General features: G+C 32.6%; 20 protein-coding genes. 15 read left to right on the top strand and 5 right to left on the bottom strand.

The genetic code is table 11. The features are described 5' to 3' along the window. Positions 1–4: 4 nt before the first annotated feature. Entirely contained in the window at positions 5–943 is a 939-nt protein-coding gene (locus tag ACNH59_RS12365) for a YihY/virulence factor BrkB family protein (protein WP_418262839.1), read from the bottom strand. A gap of 30 nt (positions 944–973) precedes the next feature. Beyond that, complete coding sequence (gene nadC, locus ACNH59_RS12360) at positions 974–1,831, bottom strand: carboxylating nicotinate-nucleotide diphosphorylase (protein ID WP_418262838.1); 858 nt, start codon at positions 1,829–1,831, stop codon at positions 974–976. A 280-nt stretch (positions 1,832–2,111) separates the two neighbouring features. Between nadC and ACNH59_RS12355 the strand changes: the two genes are divergently transcribed. The 3 genes from ACNH59_RS12355 to rlmH all read left to right on the top strand — a co-directional run bounded on the left by ACNH59_RS12355 (position 2,112) and on the right by rlmH (position 4,932). After that, positions 2,112–3,065 carry a c-type cytochrome gene (locus tag ACNH59_RS12355; protein ID WP_418262837.1) on the top strand — a complete coding sequence of 318 codons (954 nt, stop codon included), beginning with the start codon at positions 2,112–2,114 and terminating at the stop codon, positions 3,063–3,065. Positions 3,066–3,179: 114 nt separating this feature from the next. Continuing rightward, positions 3,180–4,418: an ATP-binding cassette domain-containing protein gene (locus ACNH59_RS12350; protein WP_418262836.1), complete on the top strand. Its 1,239-nt coding sequence runs from the start codon at positions 3,180–3,182 to the stop codon at positions 4,416–4,418. Between the two features lie 40 nt (positions 4,419–4,458). Continuing rightward, complete coding sequence (gene rlmH / locus ACNH59_RS12345) at positions 4,459–4,932, top strand: 23S rRNA (pseudouridine(1915)-N(3))-methyltransferase RlmH (RefSeq protein ID WP_418262835.1); 474 nt, start codon at positions 4,459–4,461, stop codon at positions 4,930–4,932. Positions 4,933–4,952: 20 nt separating this feature from the next. On the opposite strand, the gene folP is transcribed toward rlmH, so the two are convergent. Then, complete coding sequence (gene folP, locus ACNH59_RS12340) at positions 4,953–5,777, bottom strand: dihydropteroate synthase (RefSeq protein WP_418262834.1); 825 nt, start codon at positions 5,775–5,777, stop codon at positions 4,953–4,955. Between the two features lie 96 nt (positions 5,778–5,873). Here folP and ACNH59_RS12335 point away from each other — a divergent pair, with 96 nt between their 5' ends. From ACNH59_RS12335 to ACNH59_RS12285, 11 genes are all read left to right on the top strand, one after another. After that, positions 5,874–6,416, top strand: coding sequence for a DUF1599 domain-containing protein (locus tag ACNH59_RS12335; protein WP_418262833.1), 543 nt, complete (start codon positions 5,874–5,876; stop codon positions 6,414–6,416). 12 nt (positions 6,417–6,428) lie between these two features. Then, the gene (locus ACNH59_RS12330; protein ID WP_418262832.1) at positions 6,429–7,529 is read left to right on the top strand and encodes a BT_3928 family protein; all 1,101 of its coding nucleotides are present in this window, start codon (positions 6,429–6,431) and stop codon (positions 7,527–7,529) included. A 185-nt stretch (positions 7,530–7,714) separates the two neighbouring features. Then, positions 7,715–8,218 carry a TlpA family protein disulfide reductase gene (locus tag ACNH59_RS12325; protein WP_418262831.1) on the top strand — a complete coding sequence of 168 codons (504 nt, stop codon included), beginning with the start codon at positions 7,715–7,717 and terminating at the stop codon, positions 8,216–8,218. A 27-nt stretch (positions 8,219–8,245) separates the two neighbouring features. Beyond that, complete coding sequence (gene tpiA, locus ACNH59_RS12320) at positions 8,246–8,998, top strand: triose-phosphate isomerase (RefSeq protein WP_418262830.1); 753 nt, start codon at positions 8,246–8,248, stop codon at positions 8,996–8,998. Between the two features lie 151 nt (positions 8,999–9,149). After that, a complete protein-coding gene (gene prmA, locus ACNH59_RS12315; RefSeq protein ID WP_418262829.1) occupies positions 9,150–9,983 on the top strand; it encodes a 50S ribosomal protein L11 methyltransferase in 834 nt (277 codons plus the stop codon). Positions 9,984–10,024: 41 nt separating this feature from the next. Continuing rightward, the gene (locus ACNH59_RS12310; protein ID WP_418262828.1) at positions 10,025–10,300 is read left to right on the top strand and encodes an ATP-dependent Clp protease adaptor ClpS; all 276 of its coding nucleotides are present in this window, start codon (positions 10,025–10,027) and stop codon (positions 10,298–10,300) included. 175 nt (positions 10,301–10,475) lie between these two features. After that, positions 10,476–11,591 (top strand): PQQ-dependent sugar dehydrogenase, encoded by a 1,116-nt coding sequence (locus ACNH59_RS12305; protein ID WP_418262827.1) that lies wholly within the window; start codon positions 10,476–10,478, stop codon positions 11,589–11,591. Between the two features lie 10 nt (positions 11,592–11,601). Continuing rightward, positions 11,602–12,045 carry a c-type cytochrome gene (locus ACNH59_RS12300; RefSeq protein ID WP_418262826.1) on the top strand — a complete coding sequence of 148 codons (444 nt, stop codon included), beginning with the start codon at positions 11,602–11,604 and terminating at the stop codon, positions 12,043–12,045. Between the two features lie 121 nt (positions 12,046–12,166). After that, positions 12,167–12,412, top strand: coding sequence for a hypothetical protein (locus tag ACNH59_RS12295; RefSeq protein WP_418262825.1), 246 nt, complete (start codon positions 12,167–12,169; stop codon positions 12,410–12,412). A 15-nt stretch (positions 12,413–12,427) separates the two neighbouring features. After that, on the top strand, positions 12,428–12,658 hold the full coding sequence (locus ACNH59_RS12290; RefSeq protein ID WP_418262824.1) for a hypothetical protein: 231 nt from the start codon (positions 12,428–12,430) through the stop codon (positions 12,656–12,658). 162 nt (positions 12,659–12,820) lie between these two features. Beyond that, entirely contained in the window at positions 12,821–13,192 is a 372-nt protein-coding gene (locus ACNH59_RS12285) for a hypothetical protein (protein WP_418262823.1), read from the top strand. Between the two features lie 54 nt (positions 13,193–13,246). On the opposite strand, the gene ACNH59_RS12280 is transcribed toward ACNH59_RS12285, so the two are convergent. Beyond that, positions 13,247–13,777 carry a DUF4252 domain-containing protein gene (locus tag ACNH59_RS12280; RefSeq protein ID WP_418262822.1) on the bottom strand — a complete coding sequence of 177 codons (531 nt, stop codon included), beginning with the start codon at positions 13,775–13,777 and terminating at the stop codon, positions 13,247–13,249. A 22-nt stretch (positions 13,778–13,799) separates the two neighbouring features. Then, positions 13,800–14,048 (bottom strand): hypothetical protein, encoded by a 249-nt coding sequence (locus tag ACNH59_RS12275; protein WP_418262821.1) that lies wholly within the window; start codon positions 14,046–14,048, stop codon positions 13,800–13,802. 95 nt (positions 14,049–14,143) lie between these two features. On the opposite strand from ACNH59_RS12275, the gene ACNH59_RS12270 reads away from it, so the two are divergent. Next, entirely contained in the window at positions 14,144–15,541 is a 1,398-nt protein-coding gene (locus tag ACNH59_RS12270) for a S41 family peptidase (RefSeq protein ID WP_418262820.1), read from the top strand. Positions 15,542–15,561: the final 20 nt, after the last annotated feature.

The following is a 15,561-nucleotide window of genomic DNA, read 5'->3' as shown; positions in this document are numbered from 1 at the left end:
AAAATTACTTCTCGCTATTATTCTTTATTTTTTCCTTCTTTAATTTATCGATTGTGGCATTTAATTCAAAACCTAGGAGTAAAATCATACTGTTTATCCAGATATAAAACATAACAATTAACAATGTCCCGATAGAACCATACAATTCATTATACTTAGAAAAATGAACAACCCAAATTCCAAACACATAGGAAATCACGATAGTCAAGACGGTTGTAAATATCGAAGCTATAGATATAAAGGGACCTTTATAATTATGCTTGGTACCAAATTTAAACAGTATCGATGTGGTAACCAATACCATTAAAATCAAAAAAGCATACCTACCCATAATAATGAAAGGAATACTATTACTCAACACATCCTGAATAGCTTTAAGTTGGATAACAACCTCAAAAACAACTATTATAGCGACTGTCAAAATCAATAAAAAAGACAAAAACAAAGACATTCCAAGGGCAACAAAATACTGTTGAAAAAAACCTCTTTTCACCAAAACATGAGCCGACTTTTCAAATCCCCCAATAATAGCATTAAGTCCATTTGCCATTAAAAAAATAGACAATAAAAAACCAGTGGATAATAAGCCCGAATGACTATTATTCAAAATGTCATCTATTATACTTTCTATAGCTGAGTAGGTATTTGGTGGAACACCATCAGCGACAAATTCCAAAAAATCCTGTTGAAATCCTTCAATTGGAATGTAAGGAATCAAGTTCAAAATAAATAACGCAAAGGGAAATAATGCCATAAAAAAGCTAAATGCAATCGATCCTGCTCTATTAGAAAAAGCGCCCTCAGTTATACCAAGACCATACAGTTCTAATAAATCATACAAAGTAAGTCCTTCCAAACGGGGAAGTTTTACTTTTTTCAATCCCTTCACTAACTTATTTAGTATGGGGACTCGATTGATTATTTCTTCAATTTCTGCTGACATTAATTGGTAATTTATTGACTTGAATTAATTTTAAAAAGCTTTTAAACTTAAATCCATATTGTAAATAGAATGTGTTAACGCACCTGAAGAAATATAGTTAACACCACATTCTGCATACTTTCGAATCGTATCTTCGTTAATATTTCCTGAAGATTCGGTCAAACATTCGTTTCCGATTAGAGCTACAGCTTCTTTGGTCATTTCGTAATCAAAATTATCTAACAGAATCCTAAAAACTCCTTTACTAGCAATAATTTCTTTTACTTCTTGAATATCTCGTGCCTCTACAATTATCTTTAAATCCTTATTTTGAGCTTTCAAGTATTCTTTTGTTTTGGCGATTGCCAAAGAAATGCCTCCTGCAAAATCTATATGGTTATCCTTTAACATAACCATATCATACAAAGCAAATCGATGATTCTCTCCTCCTCCAATTTTAACAGCCCATTTTTCTGCTACTCTAAAACTAGGTGTCGTTTTTCTGGTATCTAAAATTTTTGCTTTTGTACCTTCTAACAACTCAACATAACTATTGGTTTTAGTTGCGATTGCTGACATTCTTTGCATGGAATTCAATACAAAACGTTCTGCTTTCAAAATGGATCGAGAGCTTCCTGAAACATGAAAAACTACATCACCAAATTGCACTTGAGCACCATCCTCGATAAACGTTTCAACTTGTAGATTAGGATCTACATAATTGAAAATCATTTTCGCAAATTCCACACCAGCGATTATCCCCTTGTCCTTAACTAAAAGTTTAGCTTTACCTTGGGCCGATTCAGGAATACAAGCCAAAGAACTATGGTCCCCATCCCCTACGTCTTCACGGATGGCATTAGCAATTAGGATTTGTAATTCGGCTTGAAATTGAGCTTCTGTAATCATTTCTTTCTAAAATTTTATATCTGCTAAATTAGAATATTTTTATGGATTTAAAAGTCTGAATGAACAAACCCCATTAAAACGAAATAGATCTTCCAAATCAATATTTGAAAAAACGATGTATTTATAGTACTAATTTAACTATAAGCCTTATTTATTCACGAGAATCGAACTAGAACATAAACAACTAATAAACAGTGATTTAAAATTGCTGTTTGTTAGTTTTTTTCGTAATTTTAGTTTTTCAAAAAGAAATATTTTTCATCTTAAAAACGATTGTAATATGAGAAAGATTTTAAAAAAAGCAATTAAAATTATATCTATAATTGCAATTGTAGCCCTAATTGGATACTTATATATAAAATATACCGATATCCCCAAGTATGAAACGGTTAAAGTAGACTACAAAATTAAATCAGATTCAGTCGCTGTCGCTCGTGGAAAAAAATTAGCTGTTATGTTATGTGCTAGTTGCCATCTTGATATAATATCTGGTAAACTTACTGGCGGTAAAATGACAGATGCTCCAATAGAATTTGGCGAAATTTATGCGCCAAATATTACACAAGATAAAAACTACGGAATTGGTAACTGGACCGACGCAGAAATACTTTATTTACTGAGAACAGGAATCAAAAAAGACGGTCAATACGCTCCACCATATATGGCCAAATTACCTAAAATGGCTGACGAAGACATTAATGCAATCATTTCATTTTTAAGGTCTGACGACCCACTTGTTACTGCAGAGCCTACTCCTGACCAACCTTCCAAACCTTCTACATTAACTAAACTTCTATCTAGGTTTGTATGGAAACCTTTTGAAATGCCCACAGAGAAAATAGTTATACCAGACACAACTAATACAGTTGCACTAGGAAAATATTTAACTACCAATTTAGATTGCTTTGCATGTCATTCGGCCAATTTCAAAACAAATGATTATCTAAATCCTGAAAATAGTAAAGGTTATTTTGCGGGAGGAAACAAACCATTGAACCGAGAAGGCAAAGTAAGAATAACGCCTAATATCACCCCTGACAAGGAAACGGGAATTGGAACTTGGTCTAAAGAAAAATTTATAAAAGCCGTTAAATTTGGCGTTGTAGATGATCATATTATGGTTTACCCTATGATGCCCTATACACTTTTGACAGATACTGAAGTTGGCGCTATATACGACTACATCCAAACAATTCCACCTATAAAAAATAAAATTGAACGGGTATATCATTAAGTTTTCTTTTACTCTATAATTGGGATTTTTTTAAAATGATTCTAAAAAATAGTAATTCATTTTCATAGCTATTTATATCTTTGAAAATGAATTACTATTTTTTACATTAAAAACATGCAGCAACTTCAGCACTGGGATATCCTTTTACACAACCAAGTAGCCAAAAAAGATTTCATCAATAAACTTCTATCAGGGAATACTGAAGGAGAATTGACTCCTTTTATTGGTAAAAAAGGAATTCTTTTTTCAGATTTATCTATTGAAAAATTTATTGAAAAGGAATTTATATACCAATCTATCGAAGCAGCACCAGAAACCAATCGACAATTGCGAACTTTTTCATCTGGAGAACGCAAAAAAGCTTTTTTAAAATACTGCATCAATCAGCAACCGGATTATATTATCCTAGATAATCCGTTAGACCATTTAGATCAAAATTCTCGCAAAGAGCTACATATTCAACTCGAAGACTTAGCGAAAAACATCATTTTGATTCAACTGGTAAATCGTTCCGCTGACTTACTACCATTTATTCCAAACAAACGACAGATTAAGGATAATTCATTTGAATTGAGAGTTTTGTCCAGTATTCCTGAACCCCAATATTTTGCCCTAAAAACAGTTCCAAACCCAATCGAAACTATAGATTGTCCTGATTCAACTTTAATACAGATGAATAATTTGACTGTCCACTATAACGATAGGCCTATTCTAAATAACATCAACTGGACCATTAATAAAGGCGAATTTTGGCAACTCATTGGGCCTAATGGTTCGGGGAAAAGCACTATTCTATCCTTAATTACTGGCGATAACCCAAAAGGATATGGACAGGATTTGTATTTATTTGGAAAAAAGAAAGGTAGTGGCGAAAGTATTTGGGAAATAAAGAAAAAAATTGGTCAATTCTCAACCGCTATGATTGAAATGTTTCAACAAAGACATACAGTAGAGCAGATGATTCTGTCTGGTTTTTTTGACTCTATCGGTTTATATATTAGCCCAAGTACTTTGCAAATCAAGAAAATGAATGAATGGCTCGATTTTCTGGAAATGCAACATCTAAGAAAAACTCCGTTTATTACACTTTCAGTTGGTCAACAACGGATAATTATGATTATTCGCGCTGTATTAAAGCATCCTCCTTTATTAATTTTAGACGAACCTACCGAAGGGCTAGACGATGAAAGTGTGGCTTTAGTTACCCAACTTATCGCTCATTTATCTAAGGAAACTACAATTACTATCATTTTTGTTTCCCATCGAATAGAAAAATTATTAGCTCCTAATTCAATTTTTGAACTTACACCAAACACAACAGGTTCTGAAGGAAAAATTAGAATACAAAACTAGTTTCCTATCTTTGCTTTTTTTATAAAAAACCTAAAAAACAATGAACATCAAACTTCTTGCAATTGGTAAAACCGATAATAAAGCATTACAAACTTTAATTGACGATTATACCAAACGTTTGTCTTTTTATATAAAATTTGATTTAGAAATTATTCCTGATATCAAAAATGTAAAAAACTTATCAGAAAGCCAGCAAAAAGAAAAAGAAGGTGAATTGATTTTATCAAAAATCTCCCCTACTGACCAATTAATTTTATTAGATGAAAACGGCAAAACCTTTTCAAGTGTCAGTTTTTCAGAAGAGTTACAAAAGAAAATGAATTCAGGTGTCAAAACTTTAGTATTTGTAATTGGTGGCCCTTACGGATTTTCAGATACTGTCTATGCTAAGGCCAAGGGGAAAATATCACTTTCACTAATGACTTTCTCTCACCAAATGGTACGTTTGTTTTTTATCGAACAATTGTACCGTGGATTTACAATTTTGAGAAATGAACCCTATCATCATCAGTAATCAATTTTGGGTATCAGTTTCTATAGATTAAACTTATTCCATAATTTTATAGTTTCAACTGCCTCTTTTACATCATGAACGCGTAAAATTTTCGCTCCTTTTGTTAATGCCAATGTATTTAAGACTGTTGTACCGTTCAAAGCTTCTTCAGGATTATTTTCTAAAGTTTTATAAATCATTGACTTTCTTGACACACCTACTAATAATGGTAGATTTAGCATATTGAATAATTCTAATTTTTGAAAGACTTCAAAATTTTGTTCCAATGTTTTAGCAAAACCAAATCCAGGATCCGCAATCAAATCATTGATTCCATAGCTTCGTGCAAGATGTACTCTTTCTGAAAAATACAAAAGCATTTCTTTAACGATATCGTCATATTGTGTCAATGATTGCATGGATTGCGGTGTCCCTTTCATGTGCATCATTATATAAGGAACATTATATCTAGCAACGATTTCCATCATTTTAGCATCTAAATGTCCAGCTGAAATATCATTGATAATAGCACCACCACTTTCGATTCCAACACGAGCGACTTCACTTCTAAAGGTATCAATCGAAAGCAAAGCAGTAGGAAACTCTTTTGTAATCATTTCAACCACAGGAATCATTCGCTGTACTTCTTCTTGTTCTGAGACATATTCGGCATTAGGTTTACTAGAATAAGCACCGATATCAATAAAAGTAGCTCCATCCTTCAACATTTTTTCAACCTGAGAAAGAATTGCAGATTGATCTTGGTATTTTCCACCATCAAAAAAAGAATTGGGTGTTACATTTAAAACGCCCATCACTTTAGGTGTTATTAAATCAATTAATTGTCCTTTGCAGTTTATTGTCATACTTTTTTAAAAATCATTTCATCGTACTGGATTGTAGTAATGAGAAACACTTCAATCCAAAAAAAACGTTATTTTTGTGACAAATATACATCAATAATGAAGAATACTTCTCAAGAATATGATCAGGTTATGGCAATTTGCCGTGACTTATTCACTAAGAAAATGAAAGATTACGGTAGCGCTTGGCGAATTTTAAGACTACCTTCGCTTACTGACCAAATATTTATCAAAGCCCAACGAATTCGTAGTTTACAAGAAAACGAAGTACGCAAAATTGACGAAGATGAATCTGGAGAATTTATCGGAATTATCAATTATTCCATTATGGCATTGATTCAATTAGAGTTGGGTGTTGTTGACCAACCTGATTTGAACGTTGAAAAAGCTACAGAACTTTATGATGCAAAATACCAATTAACGAAAGAATTAATGGAAGCCAAAAATCATGATTATGGCGAAGCTTGGCGAGATATGCGAGTAAGTTCATTAACTGATTTAATTTTGCAAAAATTATTACGCGTAAAACAGATTGAAGATAACAAAGGTAAAACATTAGTATCTGAAGGTATTGATGCAAATTATCAAGACATGATCAACTATTCGGTGTTTGCCTTAATTTTAATGGGATTCAATAAATAATTTCGTATTTAAATGAAAAATATAATCACTCAATTTTCGAGACTTTTTGTTGGTGTTTTGTTTATTATTTCTGGCTTAATCAAGCTTAATGACCCTGTTGGTTTTTCATATAAACTAACTGAGTATTTTAGTGAACCAGTATTCAACATGCCTGTTTTTACACCTTCCGCATTGTCAATTGCTTTGTTTATTGTCATTCTTGAAGTTGTTTTAGGTGTCTTTTTATTAATTGGATATAAAGTAAAAGGGACAATCTGGGTCTTGTTATTAATGATTGTCAAATTTTCATTTTTAACTTTTTATTCCGCTTACAATGATGTAGTAAAAGATTGTGGCTGTTTTGGAGATGCCCTACACCTTACACCTTGGGAATCTTTTACAAAAGACATTGTTTTGCTTTTCTTTATAATAATATTAGTCTTCAATAGAAAATTGGTTAAACCTTTATTTAACCCAAAAACGCAATTATTTGTAGCCTACGGAAGTTTGATAGCATCTGCTTTTATGGGGTATCATGTTTTAAATCATTTACCAATTATTGATTTTAGAGCTTATAAAGTAGGTACTAACATTCAAAAAGGAATGGAGATTCCTGAAGGTGCCCCCCAATCGGTTGTAGAAATGATTTTTATTTACAATGTAAACGGAGTAGACAAAGAATTTACCGAAAATGACTTAATGAAGATTCCTGAAGGTGCGACTTTTGTTGATAGAAAAGACAAAATAATTACCGAAGGTTACATTCCTCCTATTCATGATTTTACCATGGAAAAAGATGGAATGGATTATAAAGAAGAATTACTAAAAGAACCCAAACTTTTAATTTTTGTTAGCTACGATTTACCAAAAGCCTCCACAGAAGGTTTGAAAAAGCTAAAAGAATTGGCAATTAAAGCTAAAGCAAATGGATACAAAGTGATTGGGATGACAGCTTCTACACCTGAACAAATTACAGAAACTCAAAAAAAATATGCTTTCGATTTTGATTTCTATTTCTGTGATGCTACTACTTTAAAAACAATTGAAAGAGCCAATCCAAGTATCATACTATTAAATCAAGGGACAATAATTCAAAAAGTGCATCATAATGATATTGAGGATTTGAAATTATAGATTCAAAAATCAAATTGACTTCCTTTTGAAAAATATTCATTAATAAAACTAACTATTACGTTTTCACAATCAAATCATCAAGAATTCATTGATTTTACGATAAAAAAAGAACTAAAATGTGATTTTTAACCGTTTTTAGTAGGGCATTCTTTGTACTTTATTTAACTTAGCAAAAAATTAAATTCTTGAAAAAAATTGCTTCACTTTTAGTTTTATTATTTGTTTTTATGGCTTGTTCAAATGCCGTAAAAGAAAAAACTAGTTTCTCAAAAGAAGCCTTGCAAGAGACTTTACTCAGCCGTAAAGGAAATCAAGTTAGTTTTGAATCGATTTTAGAGGAAAATAAAGGAAAAACTACGGTAATTGAAATTTGGGCTTCTTGGTGCGGAGATTGCATTCAAGCCATGCCAAAACTAAAGGAACTACAAGCCAATCATCCTGAACTAAATTATGTTTTTATTTCAATGGATAAATCAGATCGTGCTTGGCAAAACGGAATTGAAAAACACCAATTGAAAGGATCTCATTTTATGGCAAATGATCAAATGAAAGGCAAATTTGCTAAAGCGATAGACCTCGACTGGATCCCTCGTTATATCATTATTGACAAAACTGGAAATATTGCTCTATACAGAGCGATTGAAACAGATTTCAAGGAAATAAGTGAAACAATCATCAGACTAAAATAAAGTTAAAAAAATAAATAATCAAAAAAAATGAGAAAGAAAATTGTTGCTGGAAACTGGAAAATGCATAAAAATGCAGCTCAAACTGCAGAATTATTAAATGAATTAACAGCAAAATTACCTGCAAGCACAACAGCGCTAGTGATCGTAGCTCCTACATTTGTAAACTTAGCAGCAGCTGTAAACCAATTAAAAGGAACAGCTATCACAGTAGCGGCTCAAAACGTACATCAAGCTGAAGGCGGAGCATTCACAGGAGAAATCACTGCAGATATGTTAACTAGTGTTGGGGTCAATACTGTAATTTTAGGACACTCTGAGCGTAGAGCTATTTTTCATGAAAGCGATGCTTTAATTGCTGATAAAGTAAACACTGCCTTGAAACATGATATGACTGTAATTTTCTGTTTTGGAGAAGAACTGAAAGACCGTCAAGACAAACAACACTTTAATATTGTTGAAAACCAATTGCGTGATGGTTTGTTCCAAATTGAAAAAGCATCTTGGTCAAAAGTTGTTTTAGCTTATGAGCCAGTTTGGGCAATTGGAACAGGTGAAACAGCATCTCCTGAACAAGCACAAGAAATGCACGAGTTCATCAGAGAAACTGTTCGTAAAGCATACGGAGCTGATATTGCAGATGAAGTGACAATTCTATACGGTGGAAGTGTAAAACCTGAAAATGCTGTTGAAATTTTCTCTAAACCGGATGTAGACGGAGGTCTTATTGGTGGAGCCGCTCTAAAAGCTGATGATTTCTTAGCAATTGTAAATGCTATCTAATACTTTAGATTAAAATAATTAAAAGCGGTAAAAACATAATTTTACCGCTTTTTTTATATGCAAAATCTACTGTATAAATGAAAATATTCTTTTTAATATTTTAATCAAAAACGATAAAAGAGAAACACTACCTTTGCAAAAAAATAAAAAAATGTCAAATATATACATCGGATATCATTTTACTGTAGAACCAAAAGAATTGGGTTCTGAAATTTTAATTGCTGAACTTGGTGAAACTGCTTTTGAAAGTTTTACGGAAACAGAAACTGGAATATCTGCTTTTGTTCAAAAGGACTTATGGGACGAAACAATATTGGAAAATATCCAAATCCTGCAATCAGATGAGTTTAAGATCAACTATTCTTTTGAAGAAATTGAACAAGTAAACTGGAATGAAGAATGGGAAAAGAATTTTGAACCAATTGATGTAGATGGAAATTGCCACGTTCGTGCTCCTTTTCATCCAAAAACCGAAGCACAATATGATATTGTAATTGAACCTAAAATGAGTTTCGGAACTGGTCATCATGAAACAACACATATGATGATTCAACATTTACTAGAAATGGATGTTGAAGGAATGAAAACATTAGACATGGGTTGTGGAACCGCCATATTAGCTATTTTGGCTGAAATGAAAGGAGCACAACCAATTGACGCAATTGATATCGACAATTGGTGTTATTTAAACTCTATCGAAAATGCAGAACGCAACAACTGTAAACATATCACGGTTTACGAAGGTGAGGCGGCCTTATTAGAAGGTAAAAAATATGATTTAATTATTGCCAACATCAATCGTAACATTTTGTTGAACGATATGCAAGCCTATGTGGATTGTTTAAATCCAAAGGGAACACTTTTATTGAGTGGTTTTTACACAGAAGACATTCCGTTTATTGATGCTTCATGCACAGAAAAAGGTTTGACGTATGTTAAAAAATTCGAAAGAAACAACTGGGTATCATTAAAATACGTAAATTAGATTACCTTTTTATTAATCACAAGTACAAAACCTAAAAACAAATGAGTACTAAAGAAAAAATAAGAGAACGAGTAAGTCTAAAGGAAGCACTTTCTTTAAATAATGAAATAGTAGTATACAATGACGATGTAAATACTTTTGATCATGTCATTAATACTTTAATTAGGGTATGTGACCATACTCCTGAACAAGCAGAACAATGTTCGTTAATTGTTCATTATAACGGAAAATGCACTGTAAAAACAGATTCGTTAGACAAATTAAAACCACAATGCCTACAATTATTAGAAGCGGGTATTAGTGCTGAGATCATTTAAACTACGTTTATTCAAAGTCATTGAAAAAGCATTCTCACTAAAAATGAGTATGCTTTTTTTTATAATTTAAAAGCAGCTTGTTCCTCGGCCAATACCAATATAAAAACCAACGTATCGTTTTGTTTTCATAGTTCTTTTAGTATCTTTAAATTGAATTTTAATAAACCACTGAATTATGAAAAGGATTATTTATATACTATTTTCATTTTTACTCATGAGTTGTCATGCTCAAGAAAAGCCCAATGATATGCAGCTTCACGATGAAATTATTGCATACACTTTTGAAACCGTAGCCGATGGTATTCCAATTCCTTGGGGAATGGCTTTTTTACCAGATGGTTCCTTACTCGTTACTGAAAAAAGTGGCAAATTATACCACATTCAAAATAAAATAAAAACAGAAGTAAAAAATGTACCTACAGTTTACCTTCGTGGACAAGGTGGCTTGCTAGATATTGCGCTACACCCTAATTATGCTCAAAATGGATGGATTTATATTACATATGCCTCAACCGAAGGAGAAGGAACAGGAGGAAACACTAAACTTATCAGAGCAAAACTAGAAAACGAATCTTTAACCCAAATAGAATCTTTATACAAATGCGCTCCAAATACGACTAAGGGCCAACATTTTGGATCCCGAATTGTGTTTGACAATCAAGGTTATTTGTTTTTCTCCGTAGGTGAACGAGGCGAGCAATTTGTGAACCCACAAGACATCAGTCGAGATAATGGAAAAATTTATCGCTTACATGACGACGGTCGCATCCCAACCGACAATCCATTTGTGGGTCAACCCAATGCCAAGGAAGCTATATTTGCTTATGGGGCTCGAAACCCACAGGGTATGGCCAAGCATCCAACTACAGGAGCAATTTGGGAACACGAACACGGCCCTAAAGGTGGTGATGAAATTAACATCATAAAGAAAGGCGCTAACTATGGTTGGCCAGTGGTTACTTACGGTCTCAATTACGACGGAACCGTAATTACCAGTGTAAAAGAAAAGGAAGGAATCGAAAATCCATTATACTACTGGTTACCCTCTATCGCTCCAAGTGGAATGGCATTTGTAACCAGCAATCGGTACCCCAATTGGAAAGGGCATTTGTTAGTAGGTTCCTTGAAATTTCAATATTTAGAACTCGTTAAGTTAAATGGCACTTCTATCGTTGGAAGACAAAAAATAGCCACAGACATCGGTCGGTTACGAAACGTAATTGAAGGACCTGATGGTTACATCTATATGGGTGTAGAAGGAAAAGGAATTATTAAAATCATCCCTAATTAAAACATTAAACATGCAATTTATTTTAAGTATCATTTTAGCTAGCGCCCTATTTCATTTAAATCCACAAACTGATTTGAATAAAGATTACATTTCAGTAACTAACCTAAACCAAAAACATCCACCTTTGCAAGAAAGTATGACGCGAGGAAAAGAAATATACACTGATTTCTGTATTCAATGTCATTTAGCAAATGGTAAAGGAGACGGCAAAAACTTTCCGCCACTAGATGGATCTGATTGGCTTACTAAGAAAAGAAACGAAAGCATCCATGCTGTCAAATATGGTCAAAGTGGGCCAATAAATGTCAATCAAAAAAAATACAACAACGCGATGCCCCCAATGGGTTTAACCAATCAAGAAATTGCAGATGTAATGAATTACATTATGAATTCATGGAGCAACAGGCAAACTAAAATTGTTACAGTTACCGAAGTGGAAAAAATCAAACCTTAAGCAATAAAATAAGCAATTGTAATGCAAAATTCACCTAATCATACAATGTTTAGGAGAATCTACCGTTGTCTAATACTAGACGACTATTGCTATAACTAATTATTTCTGATTAATAAACTATATGCCTAACCCCAGTTCACATGAAAACCTTCCTATATATCAAAAAGCGATTCTAATTTATCAATTGATAGAAAGTTTAATCACTTCTATTCCAGAAAATGATGACTACCTACAACATACGAAAGAACTAATTCGTGTAGATGCCATGATTATACCAGCAAAGATTGCTGGAGCTGAAGGTGGTGACTTTTACAGCATTAGAATGCAAAATGCCGCTATTATTCGAGAACATGCGATGCATTTATAAGTTCAAATAGGTAGTTTGCGTTTTGAAGAATCCTATAAAGACACAGAATACCTCAATCTTATCCGAAAAGAGTTGGATGAATTTCGCTCTTTATTTATCGATTGGGTGCACAGTTTTGATACTTCAAATTATACTTGGGACGAATGGGAATTGTTTAATCCTCCCCATGCGATTCCTCCCAGTGAAACAGATCAGTTTGATGATGATTTCGATATTGAAGACTTTTTGAATGATGAAGACGAATAAATATAACACTATTCCTCCTTATTATTGAGAAAATTTCTGTAAGAAAAAAAATATCTAAACAGCTGAAAACAATCTTTTTGTGCTAATAATGAGTTAATTTTTTGAAAAATCGACACATTAACGTACTTTAGAATCCCGTTTTACCAAAAACTTAGTTAAAATATGAGAAAAGACCAATTACACGTAAAAATATTTCCATCTATATTTTACCCTTTACTTTTCCTATTTCTAGGCACTTATACCGCTAATGCTCAATCTGTTAAAACAGATAGCACCTCTCATAAAAAATACGTTTCAGTAGATGTTCCTAAAACTTATGAAAGAATTATAGCCAAAGGATACGAATCACTAGAAATGTTTGACTATTTAGGAAACTATTACTATAAGGTAAACGACTTAGAAAAATCAAAAACTTATTTTGATATGTTATTCAAAAGATATTCTCGTTCTCAAATTTCTAAAAAAAGTATTGAAATATATAATATAATTATCGAGTTAGAAAAATCAAAGAAATTTATTTCTGCTCTAGATTAAGCACAAAAAAAGCTTCCAAATAAGGAAGCTTTTTTTGTATCTATTAGTTTGAAGTTATTTATTATTCTTGGCCGCTTTTTTTAATTCGTCACCACCAGGAATCTTCATTTTATCCGTTAGTATGGTGATTTCATTTAAGCTAAAATTCCCTGTTAAAGACATCAAAACCGTTTCATTGTCACGGCTATTTCCTTCTATAAACATTAAGAGTTCCTTAATTTGAGCATCAGTACTACCTGATTTTGCAACGATTCGAATACTCTTCCCACTGTCATTAACCTTCATTAATTCCTCTAAATTCGCACTCTTAATATACTTATCTGCGGTTAATTTCATATCAACAGCAGCTTTAGAATTGGTAGTAGTATAGACTTTCAAATTATCAAGTTTTTTAATCAAGTTCATATATTGTTGCGTTTCCTTGTCAGAAGCATCTACTTTAACTTTACTCATCAAGTCAAACATTTTCTTATTGACAATCACAGCTGTAATTTCATCTTGCTCATTGAATTTATCTAAAATATTCTGAGAAAATCCAGCGCTTGAAAACAACAGAACTACTAAAGCGATTATAACATTTTTCATTTCTTTATATTTGAATTTACAATTATTGTTTAATAAATATTTTAGCTTTGGCCATTTCAAATTCTTCAAGATAGATTACACTTTTCATGCCAAGATTGAGGTTTGTAGCGATAAGGTCTAGGGCTTTTTGAGTTTCTTCAAAAGCTTGCTCTGGATTATCAATCGTTCCTAAACTTTCTGTTTGATACGTTTTTCCACAACTCATCAATATCATGATTCCTACTAGGATCAATCCTTTGGAAACCAACTTTACTTGCTTAAAATGTATCATTTTCACGATTGACAAACTATTAATTATGTTAAATATAAGTTCAATTTAAAACTAAAGATAGTATTTTTACGTTAATTACCTATATGAAAAGCATTATGAAATATAAATTCCAAAGTCTTATTCTTCTCTTAGTTGTTGCTATTAGCTTTCAAAGTTGTCAAGATAATGATGATATCGACTTTGCCCCAGATGTTCAAATAAACGACTTTATTTGGAAAGGACTCAATATCTACTATTTATGGCAATCTGACGTACCCGACTTAGCCGATAATCGATTTGCAAATCATACGCAATATCAAGACTTCATTAGTGGTTATACACCTGAAAGTTTATTTGAAGCACTGAAACTTGATAATAGCATTGATCGTTTTAGTTGGATTGTGAATGATTACACAGTTCTGGAACAAAGTTTTCAAGGAACAACCAAAAATAATGGTATCGAATTTAAACTTAGCCTTGATCCTAAAAACAGTTCTAATGTGGTAGGAATAATAAATTATATTATTCCAAACTCAGATGCTGCTTCCAAAAATGTCAAAAGAGGTGAGATTTTTTATGGTGTAAATGGAATCACACTTACATTGAGTAATTACCGCACGCTTTTATTTAGTGCTGCTGAAAATTACATTTTGAACTTTGCTGATTTTACGGCTAATACTATTGTTCCCAATGGCAAATCGATTGAGTTCACTAAAACAGTCCTCAACGAAAATCCAATTTTAATCAACAAAGTAATTCCCTCGGGAGGACACAAAATAGGATATTTAATGTACAACGGATTTTACTCTTCCTATGATACTATTTTAAATGATGCTTTTGGTGTGCTAAAAACAGAAGGAGTTACAGATCTTGTATTGGATTTAAGATACAATCCTGGTGGTTCCGTACAATCAGCTACAAGATTAGCTAGTATGATTACAGGTCAATTTGCTGGACAAGTATTTTCAAAACTGACTTACAACGCCAAAAAGAGCAGAAACAATATCAGTTATTTGTTTCCTGAAAAAATAGGCTCCACTCCTATTAATAGTTTAAATCTAACTAAGGTCTATATTTTAACCACAAACAGCACTGCCTCTGCAAGCGAACTTATTATTAATGGATTAAGTCCTTATATTAATGTGGTCCAAATTGGAGATGTTACCGTGGGGAAAAATCAAGCTTCCGTAACACTGTATGACTCCTCTGATTTTAGTTCCAAAAACAGAAATCCAAATCACAAGTATGCCATGCAGCCTATTGTTGCACTCACAGTGAACAAAAATGGTTTTGGAGATTACCAATCAGGTTTGGCTCCCACTTTTCTTCAAAAAGAATCTGTAAGTACTTATGGCGTTTTAGGAGAGCCCTCTGAACCTTTATTGAATACTGCGATAAGTAAAATTACTGCGATTACAACTAAAACGCTTAAACCTGCCGCTGGAGAAAAACCTTTAAAAGATCTAGGCGACTCCAAATCTCTCACTGGCCGTGGTGGAATCCAAATAGAATAACAAAAAAAATCTCGTTCTAA

Source organism: Flavobacterium faecale (assembly GCF_048320115.1).
Classification (GTDB): Bacteria; Bacteroidota; Bacteroidia; order Flavobacteriales; family Flavobacteriaceae; genus Flavobacterium; species Flavobacterium faecale_A.
This window is presented reverse-complemented; position numbering and strand designations above follow the sequence as displayed.

Bases quoted from the DNA above. Each gene is read 5' to 3' on its own strand.
- ACNH59_RS12365 (WP_418262839.1), bottom strand. From the start codon at position 943: ATGTCAGCAGAAATTGAAGAAATAATCAATCGAGTCCCCATACTAAAT.
- nadC (WP_418262838.1), bottom strand. From the start codon at position 1,831: ATGATTACAGAAGCTCAATTTCAAGCCGAATTACAAATCCTAATTGCT.
- ACNH59_RS12355 (WP_418262837.1), top strand. From the start codon at position 2,112: ATGAGAAAGATTTTAAAAAAAGCAATTAAAATTATATCTATAATTGCA.
- ACNH59_RS12350 (WP_418262836.1), top strand. From the start codon at position 3,180: ATGCAGCAACTTCAGCACTGGGATATCCTTTTACACAACCAAGTAGCC.
- rlmH (WP_418262835.1), top strand. From the start codon at position 4,459: ATGAACATCAAACTTCTTGCAATTGGTAAAACCGATAATAAAGCATTA.
- folP (WP_418262834.1), bottom strand. From the start codon at position 5,777: ATGACAATAAACTGCAAAGGACAATTAATTGATTTAATAACACCTAAA.
- ACNH59_RS12335 (WP_418262833.1), top strand. From the start codon at position 5,874: ATGAAGAATACTTCTCAAGAATATGATCAGGTTATGGCAATTTGCCGT.
- ACNH59_RS12330 (WP_418262832.1), top strand. From the start codon at position 6,429: ATGAAAAATATAATCACTCAATTTTCGAGACTTTTTGTTGGTGTTTTG.
- tpiA (WP_418262830.1), top strand. From the start codon at position 8,246: ATGAGAAAGAAAATTGTTGCTGGAAACTGGAAAATGCATAAAAATGCA.
- prmA (WP_418262829.1), top strand. From the start codon at position 9,150: ATGTCAAATATATACATCGGATATCATTTTACTGTAGAACCAAAAGAA.
- ACNH59_RS12310 (WP_418262828.1), top strand. From the start codon at position 10,025: ATGAGTACTAAAGAAAAAATAAGAGAACGAGTAAGTCTAAAGGAAGCA.
- ACNH59_RS12305 (WP_418262827.1), top strand. From the start codon at position 10,476: ATGAAAAGGATTATTTATATACTATTTTCATTTTTACTCATGAGTTGT.
- ACNH59_RS12300 (WP_418262826.1), top strand. From the start codon at position 11,602: ATGCAATTTATTTTAAGTATCATTTTAGCTAGCGCCCTATTTCATTTA.
- ACNH59_RS12295 (WP_418262825.1), top strand. From the start codon at position 12,167: ATGCCTAACCCCAGTTCACATGAAAACCTTCCTATATATCAAAAAGCG.
- ACNH59_RS12285 (WP_418262823.1), top strand. From the start codon at position 12,821: ATGAGAAAAGACCAATTACACGTAAAAATATTTCCATCTATATTTTAC.
- ACNH59_RS12280 (WP_418262822.1), bottom strand. From the start codon at position 13,777: ATGAAAAATGTTATAATCGCTTTAGTAGTTCTGTTGTTTTCAAGCGCT.
- ACNH59_RS12275 (WP_418262821.1), bottom strand. From the start codon at position 14,048: ATGATACATTTTAAGCAAGTAAAGTTGGTTTCCAAAGGATTGATCCTA.
- ACNH59_RS12270 (WP_418262820.1), top strand. From the start codon at position 14,144: ATGAAATATAAATTCCAAAGTCTTATTCTTCTCTTAGTTGTTGCTATT.